At 47.2% G+C, this 16,384-nt stretch carries 8 protein-coding genes, 1 tRNA gene and 3 rRNA genes; 7 read left to right on the top strand and 5 right to left on the bottom strand.

Annotation, left to right across the window (positions count from 1 at the left end):
- Positions 1 to 50: 50 nt before the first annotated feature.
- Positions 51 to 2,324, bottom strand: a complete 2,274-nt coding sequence (gene lptD, locus ACRRSY_RS19250) for an LPS assembly protein LptD (RefSeq protein WP_432460177.1) — start codon at positions 2,322 to 2,324, stop codon at positions 51 to 53.
- 148 nt (positions 2,325 to 2,472) lie between these two features.
- Here lptD and ACRRSY_RS19245 point away from each other — a divergent pair, with 148 nt between their 5' ends.
- The 3 genes from ACRRSY_RS19245 to djlA are packed head-to-tail and all read left to right on the top strand — an operon-like array spanning position 2,473 to position 4,949.
- Positions 2,473 to 3,462 (top strand): aminoglycoside phosphotransferase family protein, encoded by a 990-nt coding sequence (locus tag ACRRSY_RS19245; protein WP_432455955.1) that lies wholly within the window; start codon positions 2,473 to 2,475, stop codon positions 3,460 to 3,462.
- Positions 3,459 to 4,133, top strand: coding sequence for an N-acetylmuramate alpha-1-phosphate uridylyltransferase MurU (murU, locus tag ACRRSY_RS19240; RefSeq protein ID WP_432463826.1), 675 nt, complete (start codon positions 3,459 to 3,461; stop codon positions 4,131 to 4,133). Before ACRRSY_RS19245 ends, murU begins: the two co-directional genes overlap by 4 nt.
- A 9-nt stretch (positions 4,134 to 4,142) precedes the next feature.
- Positions 4,143 to 4,949, top strand: a complete 807-nt coding sequence (gene djlA, locus ACRRSY_RS19235) for a co-chaperone DjlA (RefSeq protein WP_432460174.1) — start codon at positions 4,143 to 4,145, stop codon at positions 4,947 to 4,949.
- 6 nt (positions 4,950 to 4,955) lie between these two features.
- On the opposite strand, the gene ACRRSY_RS19230 is transcribed toward djlA, so the two are convergent.
- From ACRRSY_RS19230 to rapA, 4 genes are all read right to left on the bottom strand, one after another.
- On the bottom strand, positions 4,956 to 5,903 hold the full coding sequence (locus ACRRSY_RS19230) for a D-2-hydroxyacid dehydrogenase (protein WP_432463825.1): 948 nt from the start codon (positions 5,901 to 5,903) through the stop codon (positions 4,956 to 4,958).
- Positions 5,904 to 5,968: 65 nt separating this feature from the next.
- A complete protein-coding gene (locus ACRRSY_RS19225) occupies positions 5,969 to 6,736 on the bottom strand; it encodes a DUF3530 family protein (RefSeq protein ID WP_432460173.1) in 768 nt (255 codons plus the stop codon).
- Positions 6,737 to 6,800: 64 nt separating this feature from the next.
- Positions 6,801 to 7,451 (bottom strand): pseudouridine synthase, encoded by a 651-nt coding sequence (locus tag ACRRSY_RS19220; protein WP_432455960.1) that lies wholly within the window; start codon positions 7,449 to 7,451, stop codon positions 6,801 to 6,803.
- Between the two features lie 71 nt (positions 7,452 to 7,522).
- Positions 7,523 to 10,441, bottom strand: a complete 2,919-nt coding sequence (gene rapA / locus ACRRSY_RS19215) for an RNA polymerase-associated protein RapA (RefSeq protein ID WP_432455961.1) — start codon at positions 10,439 to 10,441, stop codon at positions 7,523 to 7,525.
- Positions 10,442 to 11,039: 598 nt separating this feature from the next.
- On the opposite strand from rapA, the gene ACRRSY_RS19210 reads away from it, so the two are divergent.
- The 4 genes from ACRRSY_RS19210 (at position 11,040) to rrf (ending at position 16,120) form a co-directional block, all read left to right on the top strand.
- Positions 11,040 to 12,582, top strand: a 16S ribosomal RNA gene (locus tag ACRRSY_RS19210).
- Between the two features lie 105 nt (positions 12,583 to 12,687).
- A tRNA-Glu gene (locus tag ACRRSY_RS19205) sits at positions 12,688 to 12,763 on the top strand.
- Positions 12,764 to 13,005: 242 nt separating this feature from the next.
- Positions 13,006 to 15,893: ribosomal RNA gene (locus tag ACRRSY_RS19200) — 23S ribosomal RNA — on the top strand.
- Positions 15,894 to 16,004: 111 nt separating this feature from the next.
- Positions 16,005 to 16,120: ribosomal RNA gene (gene rrf / locus ACRRSY_RS19195) — 5S ribosomal RNA — on the top strand.
- Together the 16S, 23S and 5S rRNA genes with 1 tRNA gene alongside form the textbook arrangement of a ribosomal RNA operon.
- Positions 16,121 to 16,384 lie beyond the last annotated feature (264 nt).

Here is a 16,384-nt window from a genome sequence, read left to right as displayed (position 1 = left end):
ATTACTACGAGCAAAACGCCGTTTACTCTATCATATTTGGGCTAAAGGTTTTAATTGTTGAGGTAAAAGGGGCGCCCGTATTTAAAGTTGCCACCATCTAACATTTTTTCTTGACTGCTAGTATCATTGCCACCTAATCCTTTTATTTCAAAGTCTAAGCGGAAGGAGCTGTCAAATACGCCAACGCGATCAATTCCTGATGTATTGTCGACATAATTACTTTGTAAGCTGCGTTGGTAAGTAAGACGGATCCCCCAGCAGCAGGAATTAAACTGTAGTCCTAGATAACTCTCGATACTTCGATCGAGCTTCATGTCTCGATAATAGCTGGCAACAGCAGAAACATTGTCTCGCAGTGGCCACGCAATTTTACTACCCAGTTGGTTTATGTCACTGAGCATTGTCTCGTCGGCTTGAGAGTAGCGGTAGTTTAATTGAACTAATTTTTGCACTTCTGGGCGCCATTCGATAGCGGCATTGGCCTTATTAAGCTTACCCTCGAGCGTATTAATCTGTAAGCCGGTGTGACCATACCAGTCTTGTTGAATATTCGCGTCAATTTCAAATGCTAAGGCCGAACTGGAATTGGTGGATGACTTGCTATCCGGTAATAGCGTTGTGCGGCTTGGATCAAGATAGATGATTTGTCCAAGACTAAAGCGTAAGGTCTCCTTATTTTCAGCGGATAAGAACCGAGAATGAACCCCTAAGGTTAACTGGTTGGCATCGGCGATCCGGTCTAGCCCGCTATAGCGCTGATCTCGGAACAGGCCATAATAGTCTTGTTGTAGGTTGGCGGTGTCATATAGACCAATGTCGCTTTGATCTCGATAGGGGATATATAAGTACTTCACCACTGGCTCAAGAGTTTGAGTATAGTTCGCACCGTACCAACTGGTTTTGCGGTCAAAATTGAGGCCTGCTTTGACGCTTAATTTAGGTAGGGTACGACGAATGTCTTCACCCAAGTAGTTGTTGTCCGGATTACTACCTTTATCTTGTTGATAATAGGTATGCATTAAGGCGAGATCGGCTTGGAAAAAACCTTCGGGTACCACGTAAGGCAGGCGCAAATGAGGCTCTAGATGGAGTCGCTTGGCGGTGTACATGCTAGCATCACTATGCGAAAAATTACTTAGTTCACTATCAAAACCAAATTGCAATGTTTGCCAGTCGAGATCCCAATCGCCACTAAAACTCAGTTGAGGGAGCAAGGTGTGCGGCTGCTCGGTATCCCCTAAGACTTGAAAATCTTGTACCCGTAGTTTGCCGTACCAGTTTTGGGTGTGGTAGCCCACATCCCCAGTTTGTAGCAGTTGATTCTCATTATTCTTACCTAAAATATCGCCTAAGTCGTTAAAGTAGTTGTCATCACTAATCTGGGTATAGTCAGTGTTGAAACGCCAGTTGCGTCGCCATTGACCTTGATGATCCCAGTGCAACAAATAACGCGAGTCGTCAAACTCTCGGTCGTTGGCGATATACTCAGCGTTGACGATACCGGTTTGCTGGCCAAGTAAGTAACGAAACTCGGATTGTAACTGCAGGCCTCTGCGCGACATGACTCGCGGAGTTATGGTGGCATCAAAATTAGGTGCAATGTTCCAATAATAGGGCGTGGAAATATCCATACCATTGGTGGTGGAGGTTGATATGCTTGGAAATAAAAAGCCGCTATGACGCTGGCCACCAATTGGGTAGGAGAAGTAAGGTAAGTAAAGAACGGGGACGTTCATTAATCTTACCGTTGCGTTTTTGGTTGTCGCCCATTGATTTTCGGTGTCGATATCTATTTTTTCGGCGTGGATCTCCCAGCTCACATCTCCGGGAGGACAGGCGGTGTAGCTGGCGTTTTCCAAGGATAAGTTTTGCTCATCGTTGATGATTAAATTATGCGCTTCACCATGACCTTGCTGCTCGAACAACTGATATTCAGCTGAATTTAGTTTCGCCTGATGATTTTTTAAATTTGCATCGAAGCTATCACTTTTGACGCTGACCAAGTTATCTTGAAACTCAATTTTACCATCGGCCTTCAGTGTTTGAGCTTGCTCATCGAGTACTGTGTTATCAGCTTTGAGTACTCTGGGGCCTTGAGAAAATTCAACGTTACCGGTAAAACTTGCCTTATCACCTTGCTTTGCATGTAGTGAGTCGGCCGCTATCACGTATGGTGCAGTGGGGTCGACGGGACCTGACTGAGTACGTTCCGGTATGTAAGCTCGGCACTGAGCCAGCGCTAACGGGGTTTCTGCCTTGGCGTTAGGGCTTAGCAAGAAGATTGCCAATCCTAGTCGTGGCAGATTCCGTTTAATTAACAACATATGAATTTGGACCATTCCCTGACGTATTAAAATTCCAAGCGAGAGTATCAACGTTGTGCTTTATGAATTCTGTGGTTAAAGTTAGCGGCTTATAATACTGGATTTATCGGTGGGCGGCTATTTAAAGGCCGTCATTTAATATAGAAATATGAGTAATATAGTGCGCGAATCAGCTTTACAACAATGGTTGTCTAATAGTTTATCCATGGGACTTCCTCAGTTAACGATGATCAGTGGTGATGCAAGCTTTCGCCGCTATTTTCGTTTTGATTATGATCTAAGCACTACCGCCATTGCGGTTGATGCGCCTCCTCTTACCGAAAAAAACCAACAATTTGTTGATTTAGCGTCGGCACTAAGCCGTCACCAGCTCCCCGTTCCTAAGATCCTAGCCGCAGATCTTAAGCAAGGTTTTATGGCGATTGAAGATCTCGGCACCACCATGTTAGAAGATTGCTTAAGTCTTGATAGTGCCGACAAATACTATAGACAAGCCTTAGACCTGATCGTTCAATTACAAGCACTTAAACCTTCTGAGCTGCCTTCTTTGGAATATTTTGACCAGACTTTTATTCAGCGAGAGTTGGATATTTTTGCCGAGTGGTTTGTGGCGAAAGAATTACAGCTTAGTGGAACTGAATGGCAAGCGGCTGCGCAGTGGCAGAGTCTTTGTGAAGAGCTCAGCGTCGCCATCCAAGAACAGCCTTATGTTGCGATGCATCGTGATTTTCATTGTCGAAATTTGATGCTTCATCAGCAGCAAATGGTGATGATCGATTTTCAAGATATGGTTTTGGGGCCACTTAGTTATGACGTGGTGTCGTTGCTAAGAGATTGCTACATCGCTTGGCCTGAAGAGATGGTGCAACACTTGAGTCAGTCATTTTTCTCCCGTCTAAGCATTAATCAAGATATTAGCATGGCGCAATGGCAACGCTGGTTTGATTTGACGGGCTTACAACGCCATCTTAAGGCGCTTGGAATATTTTGTCGTTTAGCCCACCGTGATGGGAAACAAGGCTACCGTGAAGCGATTCCGCAAACTTTGGATTACATCCAGCGGGTGAGCGCTACTTATTCTGAATTTTCAGCATTTAATCAATGGTTGGCTCCCATCGCAAAGGGGTTTCATCGATGAGTGGTTTAGATACTGCAATGATTTTGGCGGCTGGGCGAGGTGAGCGGATGCGTCCACTTACCGACGCTTGTCCCAAGCCCTTGTTAAAGGTGGCGGGCAAAGCTTTAATTGAATGGCATATTGAAAAACTAGTGGCTGTGGGTTTTCAGCGGATCATTATCAATACCGCCTATTTAGGGGAGCAAATTGAGGCAACATTGGGTGATGGCCAACGCTGGAAGATTCAGTTGTTATATAGTCATGAGCCTCAAGCGCTTGAAACGGCAGGAGGGATCTTACAGGCTTTGCCCTTAATAAAAGCAGATCCTTTTCTGGTGATTAACGGTGATATTTGGAATGATTGGGATTACCAGCGGCTTGCGTCGTTGCAGATTGGTGATGCCGATGCACATTTGTTGTTAGTGGCGAATCCCGAGCATCATCCCAAGGGGGATTTTGCGATTGATGGTATACGTTTGGTGGACCGCCCCGAATTGACCTTTAGTGGGGTGGCGGTTTATCGTCAGCGTTTTTTTGAGGCACTGATTCCGGGGAGGCATGCGCTTGCTCCTTTACTGAGGACGGCAATAGCAGCTAAGCGAGTGACAGGGCAGCAGCAGTTTGGTCAGTGGATTGATGTGGGGACGCCACAACGTTTGGCGCAGTTAGATCAGCAATTAACAAGTAAATAGAGAATAGTTATGCGGTTTTGGGGAAAACTCCTAGGAGTATTTTTTGGTCTGATGTTTGGCAGTTGGTTTGGCGCCTTACTCGGTTTGTGGTTGGGTCACCGTTTTGACAAGGCGATGGGTCAAGGCTTCGTTTTTTCTAGCGCGAATAGCCAAGTGGTACAACAAGAGTTTTTGTTTTCGACTTTTGCTGTGTTGGGGCATATCGCTAAGTCAAAAGGTGTGGTGACTCAGCAAGAAATTCAAGTCGCCAATTTTTTGATGGACCAAATGCGTCTACAAGGCGAGGCTCGCCGTCAGGCTCAAGATGCTTTTCGGCAAGGCAAAGATGCCAGTTTTCCGCTAGAAGAACAGGTAGCCCGCTTCGTAAAAGTGGTACAGGGGCGTCGCGATTTATTGCAAATGTTTATGGAAATTCAGTTGCAGGGGGTGTTCGCCGACGGTGTGGTGGATGACAGCGAACGGGCATTGTTGCAACGTGTTGCAAATGCCTTAGGTTTTTCTGCGCAAGAGTTAGACGCGATGATTTCTCGCTGGGAAGCCGAGCTCAACTTCCATCGTCGCGGTGGTCAACAGCAATCGACGCAATCAAGTGCAAAACAGTTGGACGAAGCCTACCAAATTCTTGGGGTCACGGACCAAGACAGCGAGCAACAAGTGAAGCGCGCTTATCGTAAACTGATGAGCCAGCATCACCCGGATAAGCTGGTAGCAAAAGGTCTGCCACCGGAGATGATGGAGCTGGCTAAGCAGCGAACTCAAGATATTCAACGTGCCTATGAAGTGATTAAGCTACAACGCAAAGCGAAAGTGGCTTAGATAACTCTATACTTGGTTGCGAGGCTGACCTGCGGAGAAGGCTTCTATGTTGTCAATCAGTTGGTCGGCCAGGCTTTGCATGCTTTGACTACTTGCCCAGCCTACATGTGGCGTGAGGATAAAGTTGCTTAACGCCTGGGCTTGTAATAAAGGGTTGTCGCTGGAAGGGGGCTCTTGACTGACAACGTCACAAGCGGCGCCGGCAATGCCTCCGGAGCGTAGAGCTTCGAGTAAGGCGGCCTCGTTCACGATACCGCCCCGAGCAGTGTTAATTAATAATGCGCTGGGTTTCATTAACGCTAATTCGGTGTGAGTGATGAGATCTGCCGTTTCGGAACTGAGTGGACAGTGGATACTTAGCACGTCTGCGCAGGCCAAGGCGTCCGTAAAATCAACCCTTCCGGTTCGGGGAGCTTGATTTTTACGTTCGGCAAATATCACTTCCATACCGATACTTTTCGCAAGTTTAGCAGTGGCTTGACCTAAGTTGCCTGCGCCAATAATCACCAATTTTTGACCTGCCAAATTATCAATGGGATAGTCAAAAAAGCAGAACTGCTGTGACTGTTGCCAGCGTCCCTGTTGAACGGCCTGATGGTAGGCGGTTATATTGCGACGTAAATTAAACATCAAGCCAATACTATGCTCGGCGATGCTCTGGGCGGCATAATCTTGAATATTTGAAACGATGATCTGTTGTTGAGCTGCGGCAGCTAAATCTACATTGTTGGTGCCAGTTGCGGCCACCGCAATCAATTTTAAGCGGGGAAGCTGCTTAAGAATAGCAGCATCGAGTTTTACTTTGTTGACTATCAAAATATCAGCATGTTGCGCATGGGCTAATCGCTGCTCGGGATTGGTACTGGCATAGTCTTGCCAAGTATGGGGGAAGCGAGGACGCCTTAAATTTACATCGTCAGTTAGGGTCTGTCGGTCTAAAAATACAATATTCATCGATAAATCAACATATTGTGAATGGGGAAACTGTTGTTCAGTTTAACCAGCGTTTAAGCTCTTGGCTAGTACCAACCTAAGGCGTTCAACCAGCCATAAATGCTTTTCGTGAGTAAGGCATGGTTAGGTGCGGTTTCGGCAGAGACCGGTAGCTGTGTTTGTCGGTAGTTTAATTTCTGACTTTTATTGCTGGCAATCAAGCGTTGCTGGGCAGCTTCGAATTGCCATTGATTATAATTTGGATCATAGATGTCGAGTACCGGAATGCTCAGCCGCGCGAGCTGTTTGGCAAGCCTTTGATTTAGGGCTTGGTTGGGGTAGTAGGCGCTCATTAAGATAAGCCCATCGGGTGGGCTTAATTGCTGTTCGGCGAGCAACTCGACCAGCCAGGCGCCCATCACCCCTTGCGCGATCAACAGTTGAAATCCAAATGGCTGAGCTTGGGTTTGTCGAGCGGCTTCGATGACTTCGCTTAGTTGTTGTTGGTAAGTGTTTTGTTGATCTTGCGGTTCACTGTCTTGCATCAGACTGGCTTGGGGGGCTGGTGGAAGAATCGCGCCGGTTTGCCAGCCTAAGGAGGGAAGCGTTTGGCGTAAGCTATCGATCATATCCTCGCTACTGGGAGAGTTCCCCCAGTCGGGAAGCAAAATCGCCGTTCCTCGCTGTTGTGGGGTCTGTTGTTCTATCCATAGACTTACAAATTGGCGTTGTTCTACGGTGAGTGATTTTAGCTCACCCTTGACAGGCCATTGCGAAAAATCCAGAGATTGAGGCTGTGCCCACGCCATGGTGCTAAGTACAGTGATTAACCAAAACAGTTTGTAGATCCGCACTTGATTGCAGCCCAAGGTTGAACAGAGTTGATCCTATATCGGAAGCAAACCATTGAAGCTTTAGTTAAAAAGGCGGTTCACAGTCAAATTCTAGCCAATGTTCAGTGATGGGGTGAAAAAAGCCAAGCTTCGCTGCATGTAAATGTAAGCGTTCGCTAAGTGCAATAGCCTTAGCACTGGCATAAAAACCATCACCGACTATTGGACAGCCGATCTGTTGCATGTGTACCCGAAGTTGATGAGTTCGACCAGTAATAGGTTGTAACTCCACCAGAGAGGTGTGCTGGCGTTTTTCCAATAGAAACCATTTGGTAAGGGCTGCTTTGCCCAGCTCAAGATCAACCATTTGTCTGGGGCGATTGGGCCAGTCACAACGTAAAGGCAGATTGACTTCTCCCTGAGTTGTATGGGGGTGGCCAAATATTTCTGCGTAATAAGTCTTCGCTGTTTTACGCTGTTGAAATTGTCGACTTAAATGGCTTTGTGCTGGTTTACCGAGGGCCATTACAATTAGCCCCGAGGTGGCCATATCGAGGCGGTGAACTATCTTGAGTTCTGGCCATACACGCTGAGCTCGTTGCCATAAACTATCCTTTTCTATTCGTCCTGGTACTGACAATAAGCCACTGGCTTTGTTAAATACTACGACCGAATCATCTTGATAGACGATGCTGATATAAGGAGACATTGGCGGACGATAAACAAAGTTTGGCATGACATGGGCTCTAAAAAATAAGGCCTCAGTGTACCTGAGGCCTTGTTTGGAATAAATCAGTGAAATGATGCTTAGTTATGTGACACTAAAATCACTCGTAAAGCATCTAATTTTACTTGCGCCTTTTGCAGGTAATTATCAGCCGTGTCGCGTAGCTCGCGTAGCGTATCCAGTTCATCTTGACGAATACTGGGATTTACGGCGCTTAATGCTTCGAGTCGTTCTAGTTCAGTATTTAAGCTTTGTTGCATGGTCTTGCTGGCATCCGCCACAATACGGTCTAGCTGTTGCTGAGCCAGTTCGTTGGCTTGGTGCAATAAGGGATGGATCTGAGCTTGTGATGCACTGACTAGTTTGGCCGCCAAATGACGATTTACCGCCGAAAGCTGACTATTAAACTGATCAAAACTCACATTTTCTGAAAGATTACCGCCATTTTTATCCAGCAAAATTCGCACTGGCGTGGCAGGCAAGTAACGTTCGATTTGATACTGCGCAGGTGCGCTGGTCTCAATAATGAAGATCCCTTCAACAAATAAGCTACCTACCGGTAGTGCTCGATTCTTTAATAAGGCGACTGATGTGGTACCTAGGTCGGCGCCCAAAATGGTATCGATACAGCTTTGCAATAAAGGATGCTCCCACGACATGAGTTGTATTTCATCGCGACTTAAGGCTGTGTCTCTATCATAAGTAATGGTACAACCGTCTTCAGGTAAACCTTGGATGGAGGGAACGATCATCTGTTCACTGGCATGCAAGACCAAAGCATTCTCGCCTTTATCGTCTTGGTTGATGCCAACGGTATCAAACAGCCGTAAGCTAAAGGTGACAAAGTGTGGATCTTGTTCAGCAGCCTGGATCTTCTCGACTAAATCGTTGGCTTTACTACCGCCGCCAGAGTGAATTTCCAATAGCCGATCTCGTCCTGCATCGAGCTTTTGTTTAATTGCTTGATAACGTTTGGCACAGTCACCAATCAGTTGCTCAAGAACGGCTTCATCCGGTTGGTTTTGTATCAGCAGGGCATTTAAGCTTTCGCCAAATTCGGCGTAGATGGCGGCGCCAGCCGGGCAGGTTTGCTCGAATGCATTTAAACCTTCGTGATACCAACGTAAAAGCGTTTGCTGAGGCGTTTTCGCCAAATAAGGGACATGGATCTGAATATCATTTTTTTGGCCAATTCGATCTAATCGACCGATCCGTTGTTCGAGTAAATCAGGGTTAATTGGTAAATCAAATAACACGATATGATGAGCAAACTGAAAGTTACGGCCTTCAGAACCAATTTCTGAACAAACCATTAGTTGGGCTCCCGCCTCCTCTTGCGCGAAGTAAGCGGCAGCTTTATCTCGTTCCAGTAAAGACATATCTTCATGGAAAACGGTCGCTCGGATCCCTTCTCGGGTGCGTACCGCATCTTCAATGGCTAGGGCGGTGGCCGCCTTGGCGCAAATCAGCAAGATTTTCTTTTGCTTGTGTGCCAGTAAAAATCCTAGTAACCAATCGATGCGCGGGTCAAATTTAGTCCAGCTGGCTTCACCCTCCGCTTCTCCTTCAAACTGTTGGTACAGTTCTTCTGGAAACATTAATTGCATGACATTATTGGATGCTTTGCTTTGCATCATTTGATGCACTTTCAGGGCTGTTTGATACTGGCTCGGTAGCGTTAAGGCGTAACTGCTCAATTGGCGTAGCGGAAAACCTTGCATGGCACTGCGGGTGTTTCTAAATAAAACTCGGCCGGTACCGTGTCGATCGAGTAGGTGTTGTAATAATTCTTCACGTGCTTGTTGCTGTTGTTCGTAACTCGATGTCGGGTCGTTAATTATTAGCAATAAGGGTTGAATATCATTTTCGCTGAGTAGTTCGGTTAAATGATTGGCTTGTTCGGCGAGTAGTGGCGACTGTTCGAGTAGCGACTGGGCAGCGGTGGCAACAGGCTGGTAATGCTGCTCTTCTTCGATGAATGCTTGATAATCGTAGAAGCGATCTGGGTCGAGTAGCCGTAGGCGAGCAAAATGACTTTGATGTCCGAGTTGGTCGGGGGTTGCTGTGAGTAATAATACGCCAGCAATTTGCTGAGATAAGGCTTCAATGATTTGATACTCACGGCTCGGTGATTGTTCGTCCCACTTTAAGTGATGGGCTTCATCGACGATCATTAAATCCCATTCGGTAGCTAATATCTGTTCAAAGCGTTTTTTACGACTACGTAAGAAATTTAAGCTACACAGTACCAATTGTTCGGTGTCGAAAGGGTTGTCGGCTTCGGCATAGGCTTCTACACAACGATCTTCGTCAAATAAACTAAAGTGCATATTAAAACGGCGTAGCATTTCAATTAGCCATTGGTACTGCAAAGCATCGGGCACGACAATCAATACGCGTTTAGCTAAACCTGCAATCAGTTGTTGGTGGATGATCAAACCAGCTTCAATGGTTTTACCTAAGCCGACTTCGTCTGAAAGCAGGACACGAGGAGAAATTCGTCGACCAACTTCGCTAGCAATATAAAGTTGATGGGGGATTAAACTGACTTTACCGCCCATTAATCCTTTCAACTCTGATTGTTGTTCAGTAAAACGCTTCAATTGAGTTTGGTAGCGGATCACAAAGCTATCGAAGCGATCGACCTGGCCTGCAAATAAACGATCTTGCGGCTTATTAAACTTTAAAAAATGGCTAAGAAACATCTCGCGGAGTTGTACTTGTTCTTCGGTATCATTGCGGACACCGTGATAAACAATCAACTCATCTGCTTCTTCAACTTGGGTAATGGTCATTGACCAATCATCGGTGCTGGTGATCTCATCACCCGTATTAAATATAACTCGAGTGATAGGCGCTTCGGCCATTGCATAGAATCGGTTTTCACCGGTTGCAGGAAAGAGCAAAGTGACCATTCTGCCCTCGATTGCAACAACGGTTCCTAAACCTAACTCAGATTCTGAATCACTGATCCAGCGTTGGCCGATAGAAAATGACATCAGCAAGAGACTCCAAAGGAAAAAGGGCGGCTATGGTATCCAATACATTCGTGAAGTAAACCCAAGAATGAAACTAATCTGCTGTTCCATATAAAAGAAAGCACAGATTAAAGGGGCAAATACTTAAAACTTAACTATAGTTATTATCCCTGAGGTGTGCGAATTGCTTAAAAAGAGCACAATTTGTTGCTGCTTTGAGCAGTTAAACAAAAAACTGTGATTTTCTTCAAAAAAGGCTTGCACCGTAAGCGCGGATCCCTATAATGCGACTCCACTGACACGGCGGGCAGCACGCAATAGCGCAGCAGCAAGCGGTCAGGGTTGGTAAGGCCTGAGGCTTTATCAGCGGCGGTTAAACGCTTCAAACTTTCCTTAGAAAAGTTCTTCGGAAAAGATTGAAAAAAGCGGTTGACAGTCACCGAGGATGGCGTAGAATGCGCACCTCGCTTCGCAAGAAGCAACGCTCTTTAACAATTTATCAAGCAATCTGTGTGAGCACTCACAGAGCACTAAGCGAAAAAAATTAGCTTAAGTGAACTGGAGTGACACACTGTTTTAACAGTAATAATTTCAGTATTTACTTTGAGCGAAAAAACTTTGATTGAAGAGTTTGATCATGGCTCAGATTGAACGCTGGCGGCAGGCTTAACACATGCAAGTCGAGCGGTAACATTTCTAGCTTGCTAGAAGATGACGAGCGGCGGACGGGTGAGTAATGCTTGGGAATATGCCTTTACGTGGGGGACAACAGTTGGAAACGACTGCTAATACCGCATAATGTCTTCGGACCAAAGGAGGGGACTCTTCGGAGCCTTTCGCGTAGAGATTAGCCCAAGTGGGATTAGCTAGTTGGTGGGGTAATGGCTCACCAAGGCGACGATCCCTAGCTGGTTTGAGAGGATGATCAGCCACACTGGGACTGAGACACGGCCCAGACTCCTACGGGAGGCAGCAGTGGGGAATATTGCACAATGGGCGAAAGCCTGATGCAGCCATGCCGCGTGTGTGAAGAAGGCCTTCGGGTTGTAAAGCACTTTCAGTTGTGAGGAAGGCAATATGCTTAATACGTATATTGTTTGACGTTAGCGACAGAAGAAGGACCGGCTAACTCCGTGCCAGCAGCCGCGGTAATACGGAGGGTCCGAGCGTTAATCGGAATTACTGGGCGTAAAGCGTACGCAGGCGGCTTTTTAAGCCAGATGTGAAATCCCCGGGCTCAACCTGGGAATGGCATTTGGAACTGGGAAGCTAGAGTTTTGTAGAGGGTGGTAGAATTTCAGGTGTAGCGGTGAAATGCGTAGAGATCTGAAGGAATACCAGTGGCGAAGGCGGCCACCTGGACAAAAACTGACGCTCATGTACGAAAGCGTGGGGAGCAAACAGGATTAGATACCCTGGTAGTCCACGCCGTAAACGATGTCTACTAGTTGTCTGTGGGTTTAACCCGTGGGTAACGCAGCTAACGCATTAAGTAGACCGCCTGGGGAGTACGGCCGCAAGGTTAAAACTCAAATGAATTGACGGGGGCCCGCACAAGCGGTGGAGCATGTGGTTTAATTCGATGCAACGCGAAGAACCTTACCTGCCCTTGACATACTAAGAACTTTCCAGAGATGGATTGGTGCCTTCGGGAACTTAGATACAGGTGCTGCATGGCTGTCGTCAGCTCGTGTCGTGAGATGTTGGGTTAAGTCCCGCAACGAGCGCAACCCTTATCCTTATTTGCCAGCACGTGATGGTGGGAACTCTAGGGAGACTGCCGGTGATAAACCGGAGGAAGGTGGGGACGACGTCAAGTCATCATGGCCCTTACGGGCAGGGCTACACACGTGCTACAATGGCATGTACAGAGGGATGCGAACTCGCGAGAGCAAGCGGACCCCAGAAAGCATGTCGTAGTCCGGATCGGAGTCTGCAACTCGACTCCGTGAAGTCGGAATCGCTAGTAATCGTGGATCAGAATGCCACGGTGAATACGTTCCCGGGCCTTGTACACACCGCCCGTCACACCATGGGAGTGGGCTGCAAAAGAAGTGGGTAGTTTAACCTTCGGGAGGACGCTCACCACTTTGTGGTTCATGACTGGGGTGAAGTCGTAACAAGGTAGCCCTAGGGGAACCTGGGGCTGGATCACCTCCTTATTATGAACGTTTATGTTTTGTGACGTGTTCACACAGATTGCTTGATAGAAGATAAAGAGAGAAGTTCTAGTGTGGTTTAGAACCAACGAGAACAGCTAACGCAGTGTCCCGTTCGTCTAGAGGCCTAGGACACCGCCCTTTCACGGCGGTAACACGAGTTCAAATCTCGTACGGGATACCATTTCTCTCTTGGTTTAAGAAAATAAAGCTAAGCATTATGTTGATACAGTGCTTAGCTTTGGTTTCTAAGAAGCCGAATGCTCTTTAACAATTTGGAAAAGCTGATAAAAAATATCTCAAAAATACGAGTGAAATAACAAGTGTTTTTGGTATTCAAAAAAATAAGGTGATCGTACTCGAGTGGCAGGATTTATACAGCCTGACCATTCAAGTGATTTAAGCGACAACATTTAGGTGTTGTATGGTTAAGTGACTAAGCGTATACGGTGGATGCCTTGGCAGTCAGAGGCGATGAAGGACGTGTTAATCTGCGATAAGCCATGTTGAGTCGATAAAAGACGTAATAGACATGGATTTCCGAATGGGGAAACCCACTGCATTTTATGCAGTATCGTAACGTGAATACATAGCGTTGCGAGGCGAACCCGGGGAACTGAAACATCTAAGTACCCGGAGGAAAAGAAATCAACCGAGATTCTGGTAGTAGCGGCGAGCGAACCCGGATTAGCCCTTAAGCTTCTTATAATTTAGTGGAACAAGCTGGAAAGTTTGGCCGTAGCGGGTGATAGCCCCGTACACGAAAGGTGATTTGAAGTGAAAACGAGTAGGACGGCACACGTGATATGTTGTCTGAATATGGGGGGACCATCCTCCAAGGCTAAATACTCCTGACTGACCGATAGTGAACCAGTACCGTGAGGGAAAGGCGAAAAGAACCCCTGTGAGGGGAGTGAAATAGAACCTGAAACCGTATACGTACAAGCAGTGGGAGCCTCTTTGTGGGGTGACTGCGTACCTTTTGTATAATGGGTCAACGACTTAATTTCAGTAGCAAGGTTAAGCGAATAGCGGAGCCGTAGGGAAACCGAGTGTTAACTGCGCGCATAGTTGCTGGGATTAGACCCGAAACCCGGTGATCTAGCCATGGGCAGGTTGAAGATTGGGTAACACCAATTGGAGGACCGAACCGACTAATGTTGAAAAATTAGCGGATGACTTGTGGCTGGGGGTGAAAGGCCAATCAAACCGGGAGATAGCTGGTTCTCCTCGAAAGCTATTTAGGTAGCGCCTCGGACGAATACTAGTGGGGGTAGAGCACTGTTAAGGCTAGGGGGTCATCCCGACTTACCAACCCTTTGCAAACTCCGAATACCACTAAGTACTATCCGGGAGACACACGGCGGGTGCTAACGTCCGTCGTGAAAAGGGAAACAACCCAGACCGTCAGCTAAGGTCCCAAAGTCATAGCTAAGTGGGAAACGATGTGGGAAGGCTTAGACAGCCAGGATGTTGGCTTAGAAGCAGCCATCATTTAAAGAAAGCGTAATAGCTCACTGGTCGAGTCGGCCTGCGCGGAAGATGTAACGGGGCTAAGCTATGCACCGAAGCTACGGGTACTTGCTTTGCAAGTGCGGTAGAGGAGCGTTCTGTAAGCCGTTGAAGGTGATTCGTAAGGATTGCTGGAGGTATCAGAAGTGCGAATGTTGACATGAGTAACGATAAAGGGGGTGAAAAGCCCCCTCGCCGAAAGACCAAGGTTTCCTGTTCAATGTTAATCAGAGCAGGGTGAGTCGGCCCCTAAGGCGAGACTGAAAAGTGTAGTCGATGGGAAACAGGTTAATATTCCTGTACTTCGTATAATTGCGATGGGAGGACGGAGAAGGCTAGGCCAGCGCGGCGTTTGGTTGTCCGCGTTTAAGGTTGTAGGCTGGACACTTAGGAAAATCCGGGTGTCTAAGGCTGAGGATTGATGACGAGTCACTAAGGTGATGAAGTGGTTGATGCCCTGCTTCCAGGAAAAGTCTCTAAGCTTCAGATTATACGAAACCGTACCCCAAACCGACACAGGTGGTTGGGTAGAGAATACCAAGGCGCTTGAGAGAACTCGGGTGAAGGAACTAGGCAAAATGGTACCGTAACTTCGGGAGAAGGTACGCTGCTGTTGGTGATGGGACTTGCTCCCTAAGCTGACGGCAGTCGCAGATACCAGTTGGCTGCAACTGTTTATTAAAAACACAGCACTGTGCTAAATCGAAAGATGACGTATACGGTGTGACGCCTGCCCGGTGCCGGAAGGTTAATTGATGTGGTTAGCGCAAGCGAAGCTATTGATCGAAGCCCCGGTAAACGGCGGCCGTAACTATAACGGTCCTAAGGTAGCGAAATTCCTTGTCGGGTAAGTTCCGACCTGCACGAATGGCGTAATGATGGCCAAGCTGTCTCCACCCGAGACTCAGTGAAATTGAAATTGCCGTGAAGATGCGGTGTACCCGCGGCTAGACGGAAAGACCCCGTGAACCTTTACTACAGCTTGACACTGAACATTGACCCTACATGTGTAGGATAGGTGGGAGGCTTTGAAGCGTTGTCGCTAGATGATGTGGAGCCGACCTTGAAATACCACCCTTGTAGTGTTGATGTTCTAACGTTGTCCCGTTATCCGGGATGCGGACAGTGTCTGGTGGGTAGTTTGACTGGGGCGGTCTCCTCCCAAAGAGTAACGGAGGAGCACGAAGGTTGGCTAAGTACGGTCGGACATCGTACGGTTAGTGCAATGGCATAAGCCAGCTTAACTGCGAGACAGACACGTCGAGCAGGTACGAAAGTAGGTCATAGTGATCCGGTGGTTCTGTATGGAAGGGCCATCGCTCAACGGATAAAAGGTACTCCGGGGATAACAGGCTGATACCGCCCAAGAGTTCATATCGACGGCGGTGTTTGGCACCTCGATGTCGGCTCATCACATCCTGGGGCTGAAGTCGGTCCCAAGGGTATGGCTGTTCGCCATTTAAAGTGGTACGCGAGCTGGGTTTAGAACGTCGTGAGACAGTTCGGTCCCTATCTGCCGTGGGCGTTTGAGAATTGAAGGGAGCTGCTCCTAGTACGAGAGGACCGGAGTGGACGAACCGCTGGTGTTTGGGTTGTTATGCCAATAGCATTGCCCAGTAGCTACGTTCGGAACTGATAACCGCTGAAAGCATCTAAGCGGGAAGCAGGCCTTGAGATTAATTCTCACTAGGACTTTAAGTCCTCTGAAGGGCCGTTGGAGACTACAACGTTGATAGGCAAGGTGTGTAAGTGCTGTGAGGCATTGAGCTAACTTGTACTAATTACCCGTGAGGCTTAACCATACAACACCTAAAGGGTGTTGCTTATAGATACTTTATTTTAGAAACCAAGAGTGCTTGTTATACTCGTGGGATATATCAGTTTTTTCGAATGTTAAAGACAACAAGTTTTTGCCTGGTGGCAATAGCGTTGTGGAACCACCTGAACCCATGCCGAACTCAGAAGTGAAACGCAACTGCGCCGATGATAGTGTGGGGTCTCCCCATGTGAAAGTAGGTCACTGCCAGGCACCTATTTTAAAAACCCAGCTATGTGCTGGGTTTTTTTATGTCTGAAATTGCCATGTGAAAGTGGGCTGGATATTGCTAGGCGCCTATTTAGAGAAAGCCTATCCTCACGGATAGGCTTTTTTTATGTCTGGGATTGAGCGCGGACAGGCCGATGCTGAATGTGAAATGGGGAGGGGATGCATGGAGAGCTAGCGGATTTTCCATATTTGTTTGATATTTGAACGATCAGGTTTTTGTCATGCCGAAATGTTTGTAAAGCGGAT

The organism is Agarivorans sp. QJM3NY_33 (assembly GCF_050870865.2).
Classification (GTDB): Bacteria; Pseudomonadota; Gammaproteobacteria; order Enterobacterales; family Celerinatantimonadaceae; genus Agarivorans.
Note: the sequence above shows the minus strand (reverse complement) of the source record. Positions and strands in the feature narration are given on the sequence as shown.